General features: G+C 72.0%; 16 protein-coding genes. 9 read left to right on the top strand and 7 right to left on the bottom strand.

Translation table 11 applies throughout. From position 1 onward, the window contains the following. From B7K25_RS10865 to B7K25_RS10840, 6 genes are all read right to left on the bottom strand, one after another. Nucleotides 1–900, bottom strand: a complete 900-nt coding sequence (locus tag B7K25_RS10865; protein WP_371328305.1) for a carbohydrate ABC transporter permease — start codon at nucleotides 898–900, stop codon at nucleotides 1–3. A gap of 5 nt (nucleotides 901–905) precedes the next feature. Continuing rightward, the gene (locus B7K25_RS10860; protein ID WP_371328301.1) at nucleotides 906–1,889 is read right to left on the bottom strand and encodes a carbohydrate ABC transporter permease; all 984 of its coding nucleotides are present in this window, start codon (nucleotides 1,887–1,889) and stop codon (nucleotides 906–908) included. Nucleotides 1,890–1,957: 68 nt separating this feature from the next. Next, nucleotides 1,958–3,286 carry an ABC transporter substrate-binding protein gene (locus B7K25_RS10855; RefSeq protein WP_084106076.1) on the bottom strand — a complete coding sequence of 443 codons (1,329 nt, stop codon included), beginning with the start codon at nucleotides 3,284–3,286 and terminating at the stop codon, nucleotides 1,958–1,960. 194 nt (nucleotides 3,287–3,480) lie between these two features. Continuing rightward, a complete protein-coding gene (locus tag B7K25_RS10850) occupies nucleotides 3,481–4,584 on the bottom strand; it encodes a Gfo/Idh/MocA family protein (RefSeq protein ID WP_084106075.1) in 1,104 nt (367 codons plus the stop codon). Beyond that, nucleotides 4,581–5,345: a cupin domain-containing protein gene (locus tag B7K25_RS10845; protein ID WP_084106074.1), complete on the bottom strand. Its 765-nt coding sequence runs from the start codon at nucleotides 5,343–5,345 to the stop codon at nucleotides 4,581–4,583. The genes B7K25_RS10850 and B7K25_RS10845 overlap by 4 nt, the downstream gene beginning before the upstream one ends. After that, the gene (locus B7K25_RS10840; RefSeq protein WP_084106073.1) at nucleotides 5,342–6,361 is read right to left on the bottom strand and encodes a PmoA family protein; all 1,020 of its coding nucleotides are present in this window, start codon (nucleotides 6,359–6,361) and stop codon (nucleotides 5,342–5,344) included. The genes B7K25_RS10845 and B7K25_RS10840 overlap by 4 nt, the downstream gene beginning before the upstream one ends. 201 nt (nucleotides 6,362–6,562) lie before the next feature. Between B7K25_RS10840 and B7K25_RS10835 the strand changes: the two genes are divergently transcribed. From B7K25_RS10835 to B7K25_RS10805, 7 genes are all read left to right on the top strand, one after another. Next, nucleotides 6,563–7,642 (top strand): LacI family DNA-binding transcriptional regulator, encoded by a 1,080-nt coding sequence (locus tag B7K25_RS10835; protein ID WP_144018979.1) that lies wholly within the window; start codon nucleotides 6,563–6,565, stop codon nucleotides 7,640–7,642. Nucleotides 7,643–8,020: 378 nt separating this feature from the next. Continuing rightward, nucleotides 8,021–9,199: a Gfo/Idh/MocA family protein gene (locus B7K25_RS10830; protein WP_084106210.1), complete on the top strand. Its 1,179-nt coding sequence runs from the start codon at nucleotides 8,021–8,023 to the stop codon at nucleotides 9,197–9,199. 1 nt (nucleotide 9,200) lies between these two features. Continuing rightward, nucleotides 9,201–10,361 carry a dihydrodipicolinate synthase family protein gene (locus B7K25_RS10825; protein WP_084106072.1) on the top strand — a complete coding sequence of 387 codons (1,161 nt, stop codon included), beginning with the start codon at nucleotides 9,201–9,203 and terminating at the stop codon, nucleotides 10,359–10,361. After that, nucleotides 10,361–11,227: a sugar phosphate isomerase/epimerase gene (locus tag B7K25_RS10820; RefSeq protein ID WP_084106071.1), complete on the top strand. Its 867-nt coding sequence runs from the start codon at nucleotides 10,361–10,363 to the stop codon at nucleotides 11,225–11,227. Before B7K25_RS10825 ends, B7K25_RS10820 begins: the two co-directional genes overlap by 1 nt. A gap of 175 nt (nucleotides 11,228–11,402) precedes the next feature. Then, nucleotides 11,403–12,056 (top strand): nucleoside triphosphate pyrophosphatase, encoded by a 654-nt coding sequence (locus B7K25_RS10815; protein WP_084106070.1) that lies wholly within the window; start codon nucleotides 11,403–11,405, stop codon nucleotides 12,054–12,056. A 173-nt stretch (nucleotides 12,057–12,229) separates the two neighbouring features. Beyond that, nucleotides 12,230–14,017, top strand: coding sequence for a biotin carboxylase N-terminal domain-containing protein (locus B7K25_RS10810; RefSeq protein WP_084106069.1), 1,788 nt, complete (start codon nucleotides 12,230–12,232; stop codon nucleotides 14,015–14,017). 20 nt (nucleotides 14,018–14,037) lie between these two features. Next, a complete protein-coding gene (locus B7K25_RS10805; protein WP_144018978.1) occupies nucleotides 14,038–16,239 on the top strand; it encodes a hypothetical protein in 2,202 nt (733 codons plus the stop codon). Between the two features lie 37 nt (nucleotides 16,240–16,276). Here the strand turns inward: B7K25_RS10805 and B7K25_RS10800 are convergent, their stop codons facing one another. Next, nucleotides 16,277–17,671, bottom strand: coding sequence for an NAD(P)H-quinone dehydrogenase (locus B7K25_RS10800; protein ID WP_234988193.1), 1,395 nt, complete (start codon nucleotides 17,669–17,671; stop codon nucleotides 16,277–16,279). Nucleotides 17,672–17,840: 169 nt separating this feature from the next. On the opposite strand from B7K25_RS10800, the gene B7K25_RS10795 reads away from it, so the two are divergent. Then, on the top strand, nucleotides 17,841–18,653 hold the full coding sequence (locus B7K25_RS10795; RefSeq protein ID WP_084106067.1) for a purine-nucleoside phosphorylase: 813 nt from the start codon (nucleotides 17,841–17,843) through the stop codon (nucleotides 18,651–18,653). Further along, entirely contained in the window at nucleotides 18,650–20,353 is a 1,704-nt protein-coding gene (locus tag B7K25_RS10790) for a phospho-sugar mutase (RefSeq protein ID WP_084106066.1), read from the top strand. Before B7K25_RS10795 ends, B7K25_RS10790 begins: the two co-directional genes overlap by 4 nt. Nucleotides 20,354–20,460: the final 107 nt, after the last annotated feature.

The raw sequence follows: 20,460 nt of genomic DNA, 5'->3' as shown, positions 1-20,460 counted from the left end.
TCAGCCCTTGAGCCCCTGCGTCGCCACGCCCGCCACCAGGAAGCGCTGGAAGACGAGGAAGAACAGCAGGATCGGGATCAGGGCGATGAACGATGCCGTCACGGTCGCTCCGTAGTCCGAGGTGCTGGTCTGGTCGTTGTACAGGCGTAGCGCGATGGGGAGCGGGTACTTCTCCGGGCTCGTGATGTACATCAGCGGCGCGAGGAAGTCGTTCCACGTCCAGATGAAGCTGAAGATCGCGCTCGTCACCAGCGCGGGCTGGATCAGCGGGAGCATGATCGACGTGAAGGTCCTCACGTGGCCGGCGCCGTCGACCCTCGCGGCCTCGTCCATCTCGCGCGGGATGCCGCGCATGAACTGGACCATGAGGAAGACGAAGAACGCCTCGGTCGCGAGGAACTTGGGCAGGATCAGCGGCCAGTAGGTGTCGATCATGCCCAGGTTGTTGAACATGATGTACTGCGGGATGATCACGACGTGGAACGGCAGCAGCAGCGTGCCGATCATCGCCGCGAAGAAGATCCCGACGCCGCGGAAGCGGATGCGCGCGAACGCGTAGGCCGCCATCGACGAGCTCAGCAGGGTGCCGAAGGTCGCGGCGATCGCGATGATGGCGGAGTTGGTGAAGAAGCGCCACATCGGCACGCCCGCGATGCCCTCGAACACCTTGACGTAGTTGTCGAGGGTCGGGTCGTTGGGGACGAGGCCCTGGTTCTGGCCGAACTCGCTGTTGTCCTTGAACGTCGACATGAGCAGCCACAGCAGCGGGTACAGGACGATCGCGGTGAACGCCATGAGGACCACGAACCAGATCGCGGTGTTGATCTGCTTGCGGGTGAAGCGGGGCTTGTCCGCGCGGCGGCCGGGCGTGGGCTCGACGGGGGTGCGGATCTCGCGCAGGGTGCTCACTTGCTGTCTCCCTGGTAGTGCACCCACATCTTCGAGGTGCGGAACAGGACGAAGGCGAGGATCGCGACGACGATGACGAGCGCCCACGCCATCGCGGAGGCGTAGCCCATCTGGCCGTCGGTGAAGGCCCGCTTGTAGAGGTAGACCGTGTAGAAGTTGGTCATGCCGGCCGGCCCGCCGGAGCCGTTCGAGATGATGTACGCCGACGAGAACACCTGGAAGGCCCCGATGATCTCGAGCAGCAGGTTGAAGAACACCACCGCGGAGAGCATCGGCAGGGTGATCGACTTGAACTTGCGGATGGGTCCCGCGCCGTCCATGTCGGCCGCCTCGTAGAGCTCGCGTGGCACCTGCTTGAGGCCCGCGAGGAAGATCACCATGGGTGCGCCGAACTGCCACACCGCCAGCAGGATCATCATGGGCAGCACGAGCGCGACGTTGCCCACCCAGCCGCCGATCTCGAGGCCGAAGAAGCTGAGGGTGTCGTCGACGGGGCCGTCGGTGGAGAACATCGCGCGCCACACGATCGCGACGGACACCGAGGCGCCGATGAGCGACGGGGCGTAGAACGACGAGCGGAAGAAGCCCGCTCCCCGGTCGCGGTAGTTCAGCAGCATCGCGACGCCCAGGGCGGCGGCGAGCTTGATCGGAACGCCCACGAGCACGTAGATCGCCGTGATCTTGACCGAGTTGAGGTAGACCGGGTCCTCGAACATCCGGATGTAGTTGTCGAAGCCGATCCACTCGGGCGGCGAGAAGATGTTGTAGCTGGTGAAGCTGAGGTACAGCGAGTAGACCATCGGGATCAGCGTGAGGCCGAAGAACCCGACGAGCCAGGGTGTCAGGAATCCGTAGCCGGCGAGGTTCTCGCGCCAGTGGCGTGATCGTTGGGTCTCGTGGCGGGGCGATCGCGTGGCGGGGGCGTTGTCCCCTCCGCGCGACTCCGTGGCTTCTGCGGCACGGGGCACGGTGCTGGTCACTTTCTCTCCTGGGTGGGACTGAGGCTACCCCGGGGGCCCGCACGCGGCGGACCCCCAGGGCGGCACGGTCAGGAGTTGAGGACGACGTCCATCTCGGCGAAGAACTGGCTGACGGCGTCGTCGACGGAGACGGTGCCGAAGCCGAGCTCGGTGCCGAGCACGCGGAACTTCTCCTCGAGCGAGCCGTAGCCGACCAGCGGCACGGGCGGGGCGTCGCCGAGGCGGTCCGCGATGGACTCCTCGTACGCACGGATCTGCTCGTCGAGACCCTCGAAGGTGATGCCGTCGCGCATGTCAGCCGAGGCCGGCAGGCCGCGGTTGGTGCCGAAGATGGCGCCCACCTCGGGCGAGTTCACCAGGAAGTCGACCAGCATCGCGGACTCGGCCGCGTTGTCGGTGTTGGCCGCGATCGCGTGGAGCATCGACGGCTTCTGGTAGAGGTCCTTGGCACCCTCGACGGTGACCGGCGGGGCGATGAGGCCCAGCTCGGTGTAGGATTCGCCGAGCTCGCCCAGGTAGCCGCCGCCGAAGTTGTCCCACGTCAGCTCGGAGGTGGTCAGCGCCGCGCCGAAGCCGGACAGCGGGTTGATCTCCTCCAGGCGCTGCTGCGAGATGCCGCTCGCGCCGTCGCCGCGCATCGAGGCGCCCGACTCCCAGAACTCGGCGAGGCGAGCCTCGTCGAAGCCGGGGGTGCCGTCCTCGTTGAACAGGTTGTTGCCCTCGGCGCGCAGCTGCACCTCGAAGTTCTGGATGCGGCCCGTGTAGTCGGTGCCGCCCCAGATCTCGCCGCCGGAGGCCTCGGTGACCTCGGCCATCCAGGCCTGGTAGTCCTCCCACGAGCCGCCGGCGAAGTCGGCGACGCCCACTCCCTCGAGCAGCTGCGGGTTGGTGTACATGCCCCACGCGTTGGTCGAGATCGGGATGGCGGTGGTGGTGCCGCCCACGACGCCGATGCCGAGGATCTGCTCCGTGAAGCCGTCCGTGGCGATCTCGTTGCCCAGGTGCGGGCCGAGGTCGAGCAGCAGGCCGTTCTCGGAGTACTGGCGCAGGTACGAGTAGTCGAACTGCATGACGTCGGGCAGGCCGCCACCGGCCGCCTCCGTCTGGCGCTTCTCCCAGAACTCGGGGTAGCCCAGGAACGTCGAGTTCACCGTGATGTTCGGGTACTCCTCCTGGAAGAGCGCGATGGCCTGGTTGTACAGGTCGGCGCGGACGTCGTTGCCCCAGAAGGCGAAGTCGAGGGTGACCGCCTCGCCGCCGGAGCCCTCACCGCCGCCGTTGGAACCGGAGGTCTCCGGGTCCGAGCTGTCCGATGAGCAGGCCGCGAGCGTCAGGGCCCCGGCCGTGGTGAGCGCAGCCGCAGCGAGAATCCCGCGGCGCTTGTGAACGTTGAACATCACATTCCTCCCGAAAACTTCGTTGTTCTCCTAGGTGGCGGCATCGTGGGGGCGGTACCGCCGCACCCTCCTCCCTTGGAAAGCGCTATCCGTAACGTAACCCAAAGTTTGGGACCGGTCAACGGGAAACCGGAAACGTTTCAAACCGTGACCGTTTCGCAACCTCCGCGGGCGCGCTCAGGAGCCCGAAGCGGTCAGCTCAGGGCGCGCCGACCGGGCCGGCGCTCGGTCACCGGCGCTTCGAGGCTGGCCATGCGCGCGGTGTCTTCGCGCAGCGACTGGCGCGCGACCCGGGCACCGTCGTGGGCCGCCGAGGAGTACACCGCCGTGACGATCTCGAAGGACCGTGCGGGGTCCGCCGCGAGCGGCGGCAGCGGCTCGCCAGCAGCGAGCGCTCCGTAGATCTCGCGCAGCAGCGGGACGTGCCCGCTCGGCTCCTCCATGCTCGGCAGCGCCCAGCGCGCGACCTCGTCCTCCGCGACGCCGGGCGCGGGAGTGATGCGCCAGTGGTCGTGGCCGTGGCCGTAGAGGTGCTCGACGGTGACGGTCGCGCGCTCCGTGTCGATCCGGATCGCGGAGACCTCGCGTGGGGACACCGCGCTCGTCACGACCGACGCGACGGCGCCGGACTCGAAGGTGACGGTCGCCGTCGAGGAGTCCTCAGTGCCGGTCTCGCGGTCGATTCGCCAGAGGTCGGCGCGCACCGACTCCCACTCCCCCAGCAGGTACGCGAGGAGATCGATCTGGTGGATCGCGTGCCCGAGCGTCGGCCCGCCGCCCTCGGTCGCCCACTTGCCGCGCCACGGCACGTCGAAGTAGGCCTGGTCGCGGAACCACAGCGTCTGGCACACCCCGACGAGGGGTCGCCCCAGCGCGCCCGCGTCGAGCAGGTCCTTGACGTGGGCTGCCGCGGTCCCGGTGCGCTGCTGGAAGACGATCGCGAGCTCGCGCCCAGTGCGCCCGGCGGCCTCGACCATGCGGTCGAGCTCGGCGAGGGACAGCGCCGCGGGCTTCTCGCACACGACGTGCGCGCCGGCCTCCATCGCGGCGATCGCCTGCGGTGCGTGGACGCCCGGCGGCGTGCAAATGTGCACGACGTCGGGCCGCTCCACCGCGAGCAGGTCCTCGAGGGACTCATGCACCGCCCCGCCGAACCGTTCGGCGAAGGCCGCGGCGCTCGCGGGATCGCGGTCGGCCACGGCGACGAGGGTGCCGCCCGGGATCGCAGAGAGGGCCTCCGCGTGGGCGTGGGCGATGGCGCCGGTGCCGACGATCGCCGCTCGCAGGGTCGTGGTCATCGGGATCCTCCAGGGGTCAGGTCGGTCGGGTGCGTGTCGTGGGGCGGCGCCTCCTTCTGGAGCACGCCGCACATGCCGTAGGCGTGCTCCGTCGCGGGGACGGTCACCCGCGCGTCGGCGAGGGCTGCCAACTCGCCCCTCGCCAGCGCGTCGAGCCGCGCGGCGGTCTCGGCCGCGACCCGGTCGACGGTGGCCGCGGCCACCTGCCGCCAGGCGTCAATTCGCGGAGCGACCAGGGCCGCGGCGCGCGTGCGCAGCCGCGCCAACGCCTCAGGGCTCACCACGCGCCCGTGCGCGGTGTCGACGAAGAGCTCCCGGTAGCCGGCCACCGCGAGATCGCGCCGGCGCAGCGCCGCTTCGAGCCGCTCCGACGGCGCCGCCTGAGGCCCCGGCAGCGCGGCGGCCTCAGCGTAGCGCCGAGGATCCGCGAGCACGGCGTCGGGGAACGTCAGCACGGCATCTCCGGCCTCCGGCAGGCCTGCGTGCGACATCACCACCCGCACCTCGAGCCCGCCCAGGTTCACCGCTCGGTGGACCACGCCTGGCGAGAACCACACGGTGGCGCCCGCCTCGAGCGGCGTCGACCGGAAGCCGTCCGCGTCGATCGTGTGCAGCTCGCCGGCGCCGGCCGTGACGAGGTACGCCTCCGTCGCGACCGCATGCAGGTGCGGGCTGCCGCCGGCGAGCCCGTCCGGCGCCACCGTGTCGTAGACGGTGAGCGCGCTCACCGACGTCCCTCCCGGGGCGAGGGGGCCGCTCACGCTCGACCCGCATCGGCGCTCGACACGACGTCAACCGACCCCGTGCCGGAAGCGAGCGAGCGAGCGACGGCCGCGCCCGCATCGGCGCTGCTCCAGCCGCCGTCGTGGACGAGGACGAGGTAGCGCTCGTGCAGCGTCTCGCCGGGCGCGACCGGGCGCTCCTCCGAGAAGAAGGGCGCGGGGCACAGGCACGCGAAGTCCTCGGTGCGCGCGAACCACTGCGGCGGGTGCGCCACGTTGGCGGGGTGGTCGGCCATGACCACCGTGGACACGGCGCCGTCGCCGTCGTGGACGCCGCGGAACCCCATCCACGGCGCGCGCGTCCCGCGCAGCTCGTCGCCGCCCTCCGCATCGGGCGCCACGATCGTGCCTCCCGTGAAGGACCGCGGGCCGCGCCAGAACAGCCCGCCGTAGCCCGCGTTGTCGCGGCCGCGCGTGGTCGGCGAGCCGATGGACAGGACGCGGTCCGTCGTCGAGGTCATCCGGGTCTCGAATCCCAGCTCCCAGGTCTCGGCGTCGACGATCCGTGCGGTGAGCGTGCGGCGCTCGTCGAACACGTGCTCGCCGGCCTCCGTGACCCACGTGAGCGTCTCGGACAGCGTCGCGGTTCCTTCGGCGTGGTCGAGCGCGAAGGCGTCGTGGCGCTGCTCGCCGTTGTTGGGCAGCTGCACGTAGCCGTCGCCGCGGACGAAGGTGGGACCGCCCCAGAAGTTCTCGTCGCCGACGACGGGAAGCGACCACGCGATGCCCTTGTGCCACACGTGGTCGTGCGGCCGGAACAGCGAGACGAGGGACCCGCCGAGCGTGTGGATCGGGCTCAGGTACGGCCGCGGGGACTCGAGGCGGACGTCGGTCGGTCGGTAGACGTAGTGGGCGAGCTCTCTCTCGCCCGCCGTGAGGACGATGCGGTCACCGCGGTCCTCGGCGATCACGGCGCGGTCGGGGGTCACGTCGGTGTGCTCCTTGGGGGTGGTCGCGGCGCCGTCGTGGGGGCGGATGGCGCCAGCTTGCGTCATTGGAAAGCGCTATCCACACTAACCCGCGCCGGGGGAAAGCGCTATCTCCGGAACGCCGACACGCACCTCAGCCGCGTGACACCTGGTGTCCCGCGTGCCAGGCTATCTCCGGACGGCTTGCCCCACAGCGTCACCGCCGACGCTCGCGACGTGCCCTCCCCCACGAGCGCCACTCCGGCGCCCCCGACGCTAGGAGCACCGGTGACCGACCTCGAGCGGACCTCCCCCGTGACGCTGCACGATGTGGCGCGCGAGGCCGGGGTCTCGCTCGCGACGGCGTCGCGCACGCTGAACGGGTCGACGCGCAACGTCAAGGAGTCCAACCGCCAGCTCGTGCTCGCGGCGGCCGAGCGCCTGGGCTACACGGCGAACACCTCCGCGCAGGCCGTCGCGCGCGGCACGACCACCACCGTCGCGCTGCTCGTCGGCGACATCGCGGACCCGTACTTCTCCTCGATCGCCGCGGGGGTGGTCGACGCCGCGGCCAGCAACGGGCTCATCGTCACCATGGCGCAGACCTCGCGCGACACCGCCCGGGAGGTGGAGCTGGTGCGCGCGATGCGTGGCCAGCGCGCTCGGGCCATCGTGCTCGCCGCCTCGCGTCGCGCTCCCGACCCGCACACGGCCGCCCTGCACGCTGAGCTCGCCGCCTACGAGGCCGCCGGCGGCCGCGCGGTCTTCATCACCTCCACCGACGCGCCGTTCCGCGCCGTGCCGCTCGACAACCACGGCGGCGCGCGCGAGCTCGGCGAGCGCCTCCACAGACTTGGGTACCGCAACGCTGCCGTGCTGGCCGGGCCAGGGACCGACCCCGCGGCGGCTGCCGCGCGAGCGGCCGACACCACCACCGCCGGGCTGCGCACCTCGGGCGACCGCCTCGCGGGGTTCACGGCCGCCTTCGCCTCGGCGGGGAGCCCCATCCCCGCGGACCGCATCATCCCCGCAGCGTTCACGCGCGACGGCGGCTACGAGGGCATGCGCGAGCTCGCCGAGCGCGGCCTCGACGGCGTGGACCTGGTGTTCGCGGTCAACGACGTCATGGCGGTCGGTGCGATGTCCGCGATGCGGGACCTCGGGATCGAGCCGGGCACGGACATCGGCGTCGCGGGCTTCGACGACATCCCGACGCTACGCGACGTGACGCCTCGCCTCACCACGGTCCGCCTGCCGCTCGAGGAGGTGGGCGCGAAGGCGCTCGCGCTCGCGCTGGCCGACGGGGACGCGAGCGCGGAGCTCGTGAGCACGGAGGTCATCGTGCGGGAGTCGACCCCCGGCCGCTGAGCCCTCCCCCAGTCCCCGATCGCAACCGCGGGCACGATTCGCAGATCTCCCGGCACCGCGCGTTCCACGGCGCGCCGCGCCGGCACCTTCGCCAGAGTTCCCTGTGTTCGGCGACGCACGCCGCTCGGCGGGTCCAGCACCCACGCGCGGCACGCGGCTCCGCACGTGAGAACTGCGCTCACGGATCCCCGGTGCCCGACGCGCCGATGCGCGGGCCGGGCTTGCGCGCGCACTCACCTTCTGCCTACACTCGGTAAACGCTTTCCGTTCGGGGCGAGGAGCCCGCGGACGAAACACGTAGGAGCACCGCGGCAACGAGGCGGCGGGCGAGACTCAAGAAGTGAGGGCACAGTGGCCACGCGCACCATCGGCATCATCATGAACGGCGTCTCCGGACGCATGGGCTACCGCCAACACCTGGTGCGGTCCATCCTCGCGATCCGCGAGGCCGGGGGCGTAGAGCTCTCGGACGGCACGAAGGTCCAGGTCGAGCCCCTGCTCGTCGGCCGCAACGAGGACAAGCTGCGCGAGCTCGCCGAGCGCCACGGCCTCGAGCACTACACGACCAACCTCGACGAGGCCCTCGCGGACGACCGCTGGGAGATCTACGCGGACTTCCTCGTCACCAAGGCCCGCGCCAAGGCCATCAAGAAGGCCATCGCCGCGGGCAAGGCCATCTACACCGAGAAGCCCACTGCGGAGTCCTTCGACGAGGCCCTCGAGCTGTCGCGCCTCGCGACCGAGGCCGGTATCAAGAACGGCGTCGTCCACGACAAGCTGTACCTGCCCGGGCTCATCAAGCTCCGTCGCCTCGTCGACTCCGGATTCTTCGGCCGCATCCTGTCGGTGCGCGGCGAGTTCGGCTACTGGGTCTTCGAGGGCGACTGGCACCCGTCGCAGCGCCCGAGCTGGAACTACCGCTCCGAGGACGGCGGCGGCATCGTCGTCGACATGTTCCCCCACTGGAACTACGTGCTCGAGAACCTCTTCGGCCGCGTCGAGTCCGTCTACGCCCGCGCCGTCACCGAGATCGACCGTCGCGTCGATGAGAACGGCGAGACCTACGTCGCCACCGCCGACGACGCCGCGTACGGCATCTTCGAGCTCGCCGGCGGCATCACCGCCCAGATCAACTCGAGCTGGACCACGCGCGTCAACCGCGACGAGCTGGTCGAGTTCCAGGTCGACGGCACCCACGGCTCCGCGGTCGTCGGGCTGTTCGGCTGCAAGATCCAGCCGCGCAACGCGACCCCCAAGCCTGTGTGGAACCCCGACCTCAAGAACGAGATCGACTTCGACGCCACCTGGGTCGAGGTGCCCGACACGGAGGAGGCCATCAACGGCTTCCGCGCGCAGTGGGAGGAGTTCATCCGCCACGTCGCGGAGGACGGCCCGCACCCGTACGACTTCCTCGCCGGCGCCCGCGGCATGCTGCTCGCGGAGAAGGGCCTCGAGTCGCACCGCACCGGCGCGCGCACCGACCTGCCCGAGCTGAGCGTCGACGGCGTGCCCGCCTCCCCCGCCGGAGCCGAGGCGCCCACCGTCGCGGAGAGCTGACGTGACCCAGCTCACCCTGCTGTCCGATGCGGGGGCGACGTCACGCGTCGACCTCGCCCCCGCATCGGCCCTCACCCGGCCCACCGGCCCGCTCACCTCTCGCGTCGCCTACGCGGCCGCGCACGTGGTCCCGGTCGCCCACGCGGACAACACCCCTGGCATCCCGGCGCAGATCGACTGGGACGCGACGCTCGCCTACCGCCACCACCTGTACTCCTGGGGCCTGGGCGTGGCCGATGCGATGGACACCGCCCAGCGCAACATGGGCCTCGACGCCGCCGCCACGCGCGAGCTGATCGTGCGCTCGGCCGCTGAGGCGAACCGCGTCGGTGGCGCGCTCGTGGTGGGCGTCAACACCGACCACGTCGAGGACCAGGTCATCTCTCTCGACGAGGTGATCGACGCCTACAAGGAGCAGCTGTTCCACGCCGAGGACGCCGGCGCGGGCGCCGTGCTCATGGCCAGCCGTCACCTCGCCCGCGCCGCGCAGACCGCGGACGACTATCGCCGCGTCTACGACGAGGTGCTGTCCGTCGCCGGCAAGCCCGTCGTGCTGCACTGGCTCGGCACCGCCTTCGACCCGCAGCTCGCGGGCTACTTCGGGTCCGACGACTGGGCCGTCGCCTCCGACACGCTGCTCGCGATCATCGAGGCCAACCCGCAGGCCGTGCAGGGCGTCAAGATGAGCCTGCTCAACTCGGACTCCGAGATCGCCGTCCGGCGGCGCCTGCCCGACTCGGCGCGCATGCTCACCGGCGACGACTTCCACTACGTCTCCCTCATCGAGGGCGACGAGCAGGGCCACTCGGACGCGCTGCTCGGAGCGTTCGCGGCGCTCGGCCCGCACGCCTCGGGGGCCATCCAGGCGCTCGATGCGGGAGACGTCGACGGCTACCGCGCGATCCTGGGCCCCACCGAGGAGCTGTCCCGACAGATCTTCGCGGTGCCCACCTTCTACTACAAGACGGGCGTCGCGTTCATGGCCTGGCTCAACGGGCACCAGGATGCGTTCCAGATGGTCGGCGGGCTCCACTCCGCGCGCTCGCTCCCGCACCTGTCGCGCATCGTCGAGCTCGCCAACGCGTGCGGCGCCCTCGAGAAGCCCGAGCTCGCGCTCGAGCGGTGGCACGGCATGCTCTCGCTCAATGGGATCGAGGCGTGATGGCCGCGCACCCCCGCCTGTCCCTCAACCAGGCCACCGTCCGCACGGCGTCGCTCGCGGAGGCCATCGACGCCGCCGTCGGCGCCGGCTACGAGGCCCTCGGCACGTGGCGCGAGCCCGTCCAGGCCGTCGGGCTCGACACCGCGGAGTCGATGATCGAGGCGTCCGGCCTGCGGGTCTCGACGCACTGCCGCGGCGGCTTCTTCACGGTGCCCGAGGGCCCCGAGCGTCGCGCGTCCATCGCCGACAACATCGTCGCGATCGAGGAGACGGCACGGCTCGCGGCTGCCGGCGCACCCGGCTCGAAGCCTGTCCTCGTGCTGGTCGTGGGCGGGCTGCCCGACGGCTCACGAGACATCGTCGACGCCCGCGCCCGGGTGGCCGATGCGCTCGCCGAGCTGGCACCCCACGCGGCCTCCGCGGGGGTCACCCTGGCGATCGAGCCGCTGCACCCCATGTACGCCACCGACCGCGCGGTCGTGTCGACGCTCGGCCAGGCGCTCGACCTCGCCGCGCCCTTCGACCCGAGCGTCGTGGGCGTCACCGTCGACACGTTCCACGTGTTCTGGGACCCGCAGGTCCTCGAGCAGATCGCTCGCGCCGGTCGAGAGGGCCGCATCGCGACCTACCAGGTGTGCGACTTCGCGACCCCGTTGCCGGCCGACGTGCTGCTCGGCCGCCGCTACATGGGCGAGGGCGTCATCGACTTCGCCTCGCTCACTCAGGCCGTCGAGGCCACCGGCTACGACGGCGACGTCGAGGTCGAGATCTTCAATCAGGACGTCTGGTCCGCGCCGTACGACGAGGTCGCGCGCCGCACCGCGGAGACCTTCTCCTCCGCCGTCGCACCGCACCTCGCCGGGTAGTCCCGCGGCGCACCTCTCGCCGGCCCGGACCTCCTCCCCGGGCCGGCGAGAGTCCGGCGGGCGCGTGCAGGCCGCCCGCGCATCGGCGCGCTCTCCTCAGGAGCGAGAGTGGGACCAGCTGCATCGCGAGGGACGGGTCGGTGGCGACAGCCGCGTGGCCGTTAGGCTCGCGACCATGGCCGTCCCCTTTCTGCTCGCCTCTCAGTCACCTGCCCGGCTCGCGACGCTGCGCTCGGCTGGCGTCGAGCCGCGCGTCGAGGTCAGCGGCGTGGACGAGGACGCGATCCTCGCGGCCGCCCGCGCGTCCGCGAGCGCGGCGGGCGCCGTGCTGCCGCTGAGGGATCAGCCGTACCTGCTCGCGCGCGCGAAGGCCGACGACGTGGTCGCGCGCCACGACCCGGACGCGATCGTGCTCGGCTGCGACTCGATGCTCGAGTTCGACGGCGACATCCTGGGCAAGCCGCACTCCCCCGGCGTCGCACGGGAGCGCTGGCGCGCGATGCGCGGCCAGACCGGCATCCTGCACAGCGGCCATGCCCTGATCGACAACCGCCGCGACCGCCGAGGACCGACGGGTGCCGCGACCATCGCGGGCGACACCTCCTCGACCGTCGTGCACTTCGCGGACCTCAGCGACGCGGAGATCGACGCGTACGTCGCGACGGGAGAGCCTCTCAAGGTCGCGGGGGCGTTCACGGTCGACGGCCTCGGCGGCCCCTACGTCACGGCGATCGAGGGCGACTACCACGGCGTGGTGGGCGTGAGCCTGCCGCTGCTGCGCGTGCTGCTGCGGACCCTGGGAGTGGACTTCCACGAGCTGCGCGGCTGACGACGCCCGATTGTGGACGTGCCACAACCTACGCGCCCGTAGCCCAAGAAATCGCCAAGCTCGTTGTTCGGATCCCACAAACGGGTCGACCGAGCCTTATCCCGGCGACCAAAGTTCCTGCCCCGCCCGCGCCCCGTTGGGGAACGCGTTCACCGCCGCGCTACCGTAGCCGCGTGTCTGCCTTCTCCTCCGTCCTGATCGCCAACCGCGGCGAGATCGCGGTGCGCGTGATCCGTGCGTGCGCCGACGCCGGCCTGCGCTCGATCGCGGTCTACGCGGAGCCCGACCGCGACGCGCCGCACGTCCACCTCGCGGACGAGGCCTACTCCCTCGGCGGATCGACTGCCGCCGAGACCTACCTCGACATCGAGAAGATCATCGACGTCGCCCGCCGCTCGGGCGCGCAGTCGGTGCACCCGGGCTACGGCTTCCTCGCGGAGAACTCCGCGTTCGCGCAGGCCGTCATCGACGCCGGGCTCACGTGGATCGGCCCCTCTCCCGCGGCGATCGACGCGCTCGGCGACAAGGTCAGCGCGCGTCACATCGCGCAGCGCGCCGGCGCCCCGCTGGTCCCCGGCACCAAGGACCCCGTGGCCAACGCCGACGAGGTCCTCGCGTTCGCCGACGAGCACGGCCTGCCCGTCGCCATCAAGGCGGCGTTCGGCGGCGGCGGCCGCGGCCTCAAGGTCGCCCGCACCCGCGAGGAGATCCCCGAGCTGTTCGACTCCGCGACGCGCGAGGCGGTGGCCGCCTTCGGCCGCGGCGAGTGCTTCGTCGAACGCTTCCTCGACAAGCCCCGCCACGTCGAGACTCAGTGCCTCGCGGACCGCCACGGCAACGTCGTGGTGGTGTCGACGCGCGACTGCTCGCTGCAGCGCCGCCACCAGAAGCTGGTCGAGGAGGCGCCCGCGCCGTTCCTGACCGAGGACCAGAACCGTCGCCTGATCGAGGCGAGCCAGGCCATCCTCGCGGAGGCCGGCTACGAGGGCGCGGGCACCTGCGAGTACCTCGTGGGCGTCGACGGCACGATCAGCTTCCTCGAGGTCAACACCCGCCTCCAGGTCGAGCACCCCGTGACCGAGGAGGTCACCGGCGTCGACCTCGTGCGCGAGCAGTTCCGCATCGCGGCCGGCGAGCCCATCTCCGTGCTCGAGCCCGTCACGCGCGGCCACTCCTTCGAGTTCCGCATCAACGGCGAGAACCCCGCGCTGAACTTCATGCCGGCCCCCGGCACCATCCGCACGCTGCGCTTCCCCACCGGCCCCGGCGTGCGCATCGACGCCGGCGTCCGCGAGGGCGACACCGTGTCGGGCAACTTCGACTCGATGATCGCCAAGGTCATCGTCACCGGCGCGACCCGCGAGCAGGCCCTCGAGCGCTCCCGCCGCGCTCTCGCGGAGATGGAGGTCGAGGGCATCCCGACGGTGCTGCCGTTCCACCGCGCCGTGCTCGACGCCCCCGAGTTCTCCGCCTCGCACGGCCGCTTCGGCGTCTACACCACGTGGATCGAGTCCGAGTTCGCCGATGCGGTCGCCGAGCTGGGTGGCGCCGGCGCGGGTGCCGACCCCGCACCGGAGTACGAGCCCACCGAGCGCGTGGTCGTCGAGGTCGGCGGCAAGCGCCTCGAGGTCGTCCTTCCCGCGTCCTTGGCGCAGGCGGGACGCGCGAGCGCGCGACGCGGAGCGCCCACGAAGCGCGGCGCTCGCCGCGGCACCGGCGGCGCTGCTCGCGGCGCGTCGGGCACGTCGCTGACCTCCCCCATGCAGGGCACGATCGTGAAGATCGCGGTCGAGGACGGCGCGACCGTCGCCGAGGGCGACCTCATCGTCGTCCTCGAGGCCATGAAGATGGAGCAGCCGCTCGTCGCCCACAAGGCCGGGACGATCACCGGCCTCGACCACGCCGTCGGCGCGTCGGTGAGCTCGGGCACCGTCATCTGCGAGATCGCCGACCCCGCCTGAGCCCAGGTACGGTGTCGATCATGGACACGTCCGAGGGGGGAAGCGCCGCGCGGCGCGTGCTGGGACTCGTCGCCGTCGCGAGCTGGCTGCTCATCGACGCCGTGAGGGGCGCCGGCCCGCTGCTGTCGGGGCTTGCCGCCGACAGCGGACTGCTCGCCGTTCTCGCGGCGCTCGCGGCGTTCGCCGCCGGAGGCGTGCTCGCATGGCTGTGTGCGCTCGCCGGCCGCCACTTCGGCGCCGGGATGGTGCTGCTGTTCATGCTCGCCGTCGTGGGCGTGCTCCGGATCGGCCTTCCCTTCCTCGAGGGCCTGTGGCTCATCAACGCCGGCCTCTACCTGCTCGCGCTCGCCCTCACCACCGTCGTCCTCGCCGCTCGCATGGCGCTCGGCAACGGCGGCGCGGGGCCGACGGTCGCCGGCACCGCCCTGGGCGCGGCGGCCGCCGTCGCGGAGCAGACCGTCCTGCGCACCTGGGACGCGGTGTGGCGCTTCGACCTGCTTGGGTGGGTCGCGCTCGGCGTCGTCGCCGCGCTCGCGGTGCTCATGGGCTGGCTGTGCCGCGACCTCGAGCCCGTCGGCGCCTCCCGAGGCTGGTGGGCGTACGGGCTGTTCTGGGGCCTCACGGTCGCGCTCCTCGCGAACGTCGCGTGGGTCAACGCCCAGGCCGACGTGCGCATGTCCGCGGGCTCGGCGCTCGCGATCGTGTCGCTGCTGACCGGCGCGGTGCTCGCCGCGCAGGTGCACCGCACGTCTCGGACGGTGGTCGCGGTGCTCGCCGTCCTCGGCCTCGCCGCGCTCGCCGTCCTGCTGCTGCGTCCCGGCCTCGTCGCGGCCGTGTCGCTGCCGATCGTCACCGCCGTGGCGGCCCTGTCGGCCGCTGCCGTCCTGCGTCCGGCCGACAGCTCGCCGATGCGCCGGCTGGGGGCAGCGACCGTGTTCGGCCTGGCGATCGTGGCGGCACCTCTCCTGGCACACGTCGACTCGAGCCTCGGGCTGACGGGGACGACGACCGTGCCGTTCGTGCTCGCCGGCGCGGCGCTGATCGCGGGAGCCGCGTGGTTCGCGTGGACCTCGGGCGCCTCGCCTGCCGCCGCCTCCACCACGAACGCCGCGGAGAGCGCCCCCGACGAGACGGCGCGCGGCGCCGGCGACACGGGCGGTCCCACGCCCGCAGGCCAGGACGCCGCGGAAGTGAACGCACGGGACCAGGCGGCGGGCGCATCGGCCGTCTCCGCGAGCCCCTCGAGCGGGCGCGTCCCGCAGGGGTGGATCGCGCCAGGCGTGCTCGTGGGTGCGGCGACCGGCATCATCGTGGCCGTGGGTCTCGCCTTCTGGACCCACGCGACCTACGAGACCGAGCGCAACCTGTCGAAGGACTTCCTCATCGCGCCCACGGCGCTGACGTGGAACCTCCACGCTGGCGTCCAGCCGCGCGTCACGGGCGGGCCCTCGATCGCGCTCGACGAGATCGACGCGACCCTGCGGGGATCGGCCGCCGACGTCGTCATGCTGCAGGAGGTCGACCGCGGCCTCCTCATCGCCGGCGGCACCGACATGCTCGAGTACCTCGCGGGCGAGCTGCGGCTGCCCTTCGTCTATGCGGGCGCGCACGAGCCGCAGCTCGGCAACGCAATCCTCACGTCGCGCGCGTTCGGCGAGCCGCGCACGCTCGAGCTGCCCGCGAGCGAGGACGGCGTCAGCCGCAGCGCCGTCGCCGTGGACTTCATGGGCGCGACCTTCGCGACCGCGCACATCCCGTCCATCGCCGAGGATGGCGGTCAGGCCGAGGCGCTCAGCGACTGGTTGTCCGGCCCCCAACCCCTGGTCCTGGGCCTGTCGCTCGCGCCGGAGCCGTCCGACACCGTGGTCGACGCGCTCGTGGCCGCGGGCTTCGCGGACGCCCAGCAGGTGCTCGACGTGCCCGCGCCGACCTACCTCGGCAACGACCCGTCGGGGCTCGAGACGGACACCCTCGACCACCTGTTCGGCCGCGGAGTCGAGTTCACCTCGTTCGAGACGTACGGCGTGGGCTGGTCCGACCACCTACCGGTGGTGGCGCGGGTGGCGACGGGCGCATCGGCCCCCACTGACGTCGACGGGGACGTCAACGAGGTCCAGCCTGAGGCGGGTGCGAGCGTGTCGCCCTCGGCGAGCGCATCGGCTTCACCGAGCGCTTCACCCAGCGCTTCACCCAGCGCCTCACCGAGCCCTTCCGACGGCTGAGCCATTCCGACGGCTGAGCCCTTCCGAGGGTTGACCGTCAGCGCGGGTCGCGCATGCCGTGCAGGCGGCGCGCGACCTCCGACGTCGTGCCCGACAGCGACGGGTAGACGGTGAACGCGCTCGCGACCTGGTCGACCGTGAGGTGGTGGGCGACCGCGAGCGACAGCGGGAAGATGTGCTCGCCGGCACGGGAGCCGACGATCACGGCGCCGAGGATCTGCCCCGTCACGGTGTGGCCGAAGATCTTGACGAACCCGGAGTCGATGCCGAGCATCTTGGCGCGCGGGTTGCGCGCGAGGTCGAGCCGGGACACCTCGTAGAAGATGCCGCGGTCCTTGAGCTCCTGCTCCGTGGCGCCGACGGTCGCGATCTCGGGGATCGTGAAGACGTTGGACGCGACGTGGCGCAGCTCGATGGGCTGCACGGCGTCGCCGAGGGCGTGCGCCATCGCGATGCGGCCCTGGGTCGCCGCAACCGAGGCGAGCGGCAGCAGTCCGGTGCAGTCTCCTGCGGCGTAGACGCCGCGCGCCGTGGTCCGCGAGACCCGGTCGACCCGGATGTAGCCGCGCTCGTCCACCTCGACGCCCGCGGCTTCGAGGCCCATGTCCTGGGTGTTGGGCACCGAGCCCACAGCCATGAGGCAGTGCGTGCCGTGCACCACGCGCCCGTCGCCGAGCGTCACCTTCACGCCGGCGCCGGTGTTCTCCACCGCCTGCGCCCGGGCGCCCCCCACGACGTGCATCCCGCGTGACGCGAACACGTCCTGGATGAGCTCCGCCGCCTCGGGGTCCTGGGTGGACAGCACGCGCTCGCCGCTCGAGATGAGCGTCACCTCCGAGCCCAGCAGGCGGTACGCGCCCGCGAACTCTGCTCCGGTGACGCCCGAGCCGACGACGATGAGGTGCTCCGGCACCTCGGTGAGGTCGTACAGCTGCGTCCACGTGAGGATGCGCTCGCCATCGGGCACCGCCGAGGGCAGCACACGCGGCCGGGCGCCGGTCGCGATGAGGATCGCGTCCGCGTCGAGAACCTCGTCCGCCACCTCGACCTGGGTCGGGCTGAGCAGCCGAGCCTCGCCGTCGATGACGCGGATGTCGTTCTTGGCCATGCGAGTCGCGATGTCGTGCGACTGCTTGAGCACGAGCTTGCGGATCCGGGCGTTGATCGCCTGCATGTCGACCACGTGCTCGGAGAACTCCGCGGAGTCCGAGCCGTCGGTGTCGCGGATGCCCAGCTGCGGGGCGCGGTCCGCGATGGTGCGCCACTCGGCCGTCGCGATGACGGTCTTCGACGGGACCACGTCGGTGAGGACGGCGTTGCCGCCGAGGCCCTGACGCTCGATGAGCGTGACCTCGGCACCTTCCTTCACCGCGACGATCGCCGCCTCGTAGCCTCCAGGTCCGCCGCCGATGATCACGATGCGCGTCGCCATAGGACCATTGTCCCGCATCGTGGACAGCGGGGGCGACGTGAGGGCGTGGGTCCGTGGGCCGCGTGCGATGCGCACCTCGCGCTCAGGGCGCCAGGCAGCGCGTCCTGAGCCGGGGCGACGGGCCGCGCCTCAGGCGGTGAAGCAGGCATTTCGGGGCTAGGGTCGGAGCATGACCGATGCTTCCTCCACTGCCTCCACGCGTGCGGCCGAGGCCGCCGACGCGCTCCGCGCCGCCACCGGCGTCGACTCCTTCGACATCGCCCTCGTGCTGGGGTCCGGGTGGGGTGGCGCGGCCGACCTGATCGGCGAGGAGGTGGGGTCGATCGAGGCCGCCGACCTCCCGGGCTTCGACGCGCACGCGGTCGCCGGACACTCGTCGAAGATGCGCGCGCTGCGCACCGCGGACGGTCGCCACGTCCTCGTGCTCGGCTCGCGCCAGCACTTCTATCAGGTGCGCGACGCCGGCAAGGTCGCCCACGGCGTGCGCATGGCCGCCGCCGCCGGAGCGAAGCAGCTCGTCATCACCAACGGGTGCGGCTCGACCCGACCCGAGGTCGGCCCCGGCTCGGTGGTCCTGCTCGCGGACCACATCAACCTCACCGGCGCGACGCCGCTCGAGGGCGCGAGCTTCGTCGACATGACGCAGGCGTACTCGCCGCGGCTGCGCGACATCGCGCTGTCGATCGACTCGTCGCTGCCGGACGGCGTCTACGCGCAGTTCACGGGCCCGCAGTACGAGACTCCGGCCGAGGTGCGCATGGCCGCGATCCTCGGCGCCAACCTCGTGGGCATGTCGACCGCGCTCGAGGTGCTCGCGGCGCGACAGGCCGGGTTCGAGATCCTCGGCCTCTCGCTCGTCACCAACCTCGCTGCCGGCATCGGCGGCGACACCCTGGACCACTCGGAGGTGCTCGACGTGGGCGCCTCCTCGGGCCCGCGCATCTCGCGGCTGCTCGCGGACATTGTGGAGGCCATGCGATGACCTCGATCGTCGAGCAGGCTCAGGCCTGGATCGCTGACGACCCCGATCCCGCGACCCGCGAGGAGCTCGAGCGCATCATCGCCGGGCACCAGGCCGGATCGGCCGACGCCGGCGCCGAGCTCGCCGACCGCTTCCGCGGCACGCTCGAGTTCGGCACCGCTGGGTTGCGCGGCGCGATCGGCGCCGGGCCCAACCGCATGAACCGCGCGGTGGTCATTCGCGCAGCGGCCGGCCTCGCGCGCTACCTGACCGACGCGCTCGTCGAGCTCGGCATCGACGGGCCCGCGCGGGTGGCGATCGGCTACGACGCCCGTCACGGCTCGCGCCAGTTCGCGCTCGACACGGCGGCCGTCATGACCGCCGCAGGCCACGAAGCGCTGCTACTGCCCAAGACGCTGCCGACGCCCGTGCTCGCGTACGCGACGCGCGCGCTCGATGCGGACGCCGGCGTCATGGTGACCGCGTCACACAATCCGCCTCAGGACAACGGCTACAAGGTCTACCTGGGCGGACGCGTCGTCACGGACCAGGGCCAGGGCGCCCAGATCGTCCCGCCGTACGACGGCGAGATCGCCGCGCGCATCGCCGCCGTCCCCTCAGTGAGCGATGTCCCCCGCGCCGAGTCCGGGTGGACCACGCTTGGCGACGATGTCGCCGCAGACTACGTGACTGCCGTCTCCGCCGTCGCGGGATCGGGTGACGCCGATGCGCGTGCTGACGTGCGCATCGTCCTCACCCCCCTTCACGGCGTGGGCGGGGAGACGGTCGAGCAGGCGCTCGCCGCTGCGGGCTTCACCGACCTGCACACCGTGCCCGAGCAGGCCGAGCCCGACCCCGACTTCCCCACCGTCGACTTCCCCAACCCGGAGGAGGCCGGCGCGATCGACCTGTCGCTCGCGCTCGCCGAGACGGTGGGCGCTGACCTGGTGATCGCCAACGACCCCGACGCCGACCGCTGCGCCGTCGCGACCGTCATCGACGGCCGGTGGACGATGCTCCACGGCGACGTCGTCGGCTCGCTGCTGGGCGAGCGCGTCGCGTCGCGGGCGGCCGGGTCCGCACCGGAGGGCGCGACGCTCGCGAACTCCATCGTGTCCTCCCAGCAGCTGTCCGCTATCGCCGCGGCGCACGGGTTGGCCCACGCCAACACGCTGACCGGCTTCAAGTGGATCGGCCGCGAGGCGGGACTCGTCTACGGCTACGAGGAGGCGCTGGGCTACTGCGTCGCGCCCGACCTGGTGCGCGACAAGGACGGCGTCAGCGCGGCCGTCGTGGTCGCCGACCTGGTCGCCGAGCTCAAGGCCTCCGGCCGAACCCTTGCCGACGCGATCGATGACCTCGCGCGTGCCTACGGTGTGTACCTGACGCGTCAGGTGTCCGCGCGGTTCGCGGACATCGACCAGATCCCCGCGCTCATGGAGCGACTGCTCGCCTCGCCGCCCGAGTCGCTCGCCGGCTCTGCGGTGACGTCGACCGACGACATGAACGCCGGCTTCCGCGGTCTGCCCGGCACTAACGGGCTGCACCTGGCCACCGAGTCCGGCGCACGGGTGATCATTCGCCCCTCGGGCACCGAGCCCAAGGTCAAGGCGTACCTCGAGGTGGTGACCCCCGTCGACGGCGAGGTCGCGGACGCCCGCGAGGCCGCATCGGCCGCCATGGATGCCCTGGAGGCGGACGTGAAGGCGCTGCTCCCCTAGCCGCAGCCTCGCCGCGCCTTCACCCCCATCCCCGCCGTCGCCCTTCTCTGCCTGAGCGCGGAGATGGTGCCTGGCTGTCGGTTCTCGCGGGCGCGCGTCACCTGATG

This window comes from Demequina sp. NBRC 110056, assembly GCF_002090155.1.
Classification (GTDB): Bacteria; Actinomycetota; Actinomycetes; order Actinomycetales; family Demequinaceae; genus Demequina.
Note: the sequence above shows the minus strand (reverse complement) of the source record. Positions and strands in the feature narration are given on the sequence as shown.

Coding starts and splice junctions, on each gene's coding strand:
- B7K25_RS10855 (WP_084106076.1), bottom strand. CDS start 3,286: ATGTTCAACGTTCACAAGCGCCGCGGGATTCTCGCTGCGGCTGCGCTC.
- B7K25_RS10850 (WP_084106075.1), bottom strand. CDS start 4,584: ATGACCACGACCCTGCGAGCGGCGATCGTCGGCACCGGCGCCATCGCC.
- B7K25_RS10840 (WP_084106073.1), bottom strand. CDS start 6,361: ATGACGCAAGCTGGCGCCATCCGCCCCCACGACGGCGCCGCGACCACC.
- B7K25_RS10830 (WP_084106210.1), top strand. CDS start 8,021: ATGAACGGCGTCTCCGGACGCATGGGCTACCGCCAACACCTGGTGCGG.
- B7K25_RS10820 (WP_084106071.1), top strand. CDS start 10,361: ATGGCCGCGCACCCCCGCCTGTCCCTCAACCAGGCCACCGTCCGCACG.
- B7K25_RS10815 (WP_084106070.1), top strand. CDS start 11,403: ATGGCCGTCCCCTTTCTGCTCGCCTCTCAGTCACCTGCCCGGCTCGCG.
- B7K25_RS10805 (WP_144018978.1), top strand. CDS start 14,038: ATGGACACGTCCGAGGGGGGAAGCGCCGCGCGGCGCGTGCTGGGACTC.
- B7K25_RS10800 (WP_234988193.1), bottom strand. CDS start 17,671: ATGGCGACGCGCATCGTGATCATCGGCGGCGGACCTGGAGGCTACGAG.
- B7K25_RS10795 (WP_084106067.1), top strand. CDS start 17,841: ATGACCGATGCTTCCTCCACTGCCTCCACGCGTGCGGCCGAGGCCGCC.
- B7K25_RS10790 (WP_084106066.1), top strand. CDS start 18,650: ATGACCTCGATCGTCGAGCAGGCTCAGGCCTGGATCGCTGACGACCCC.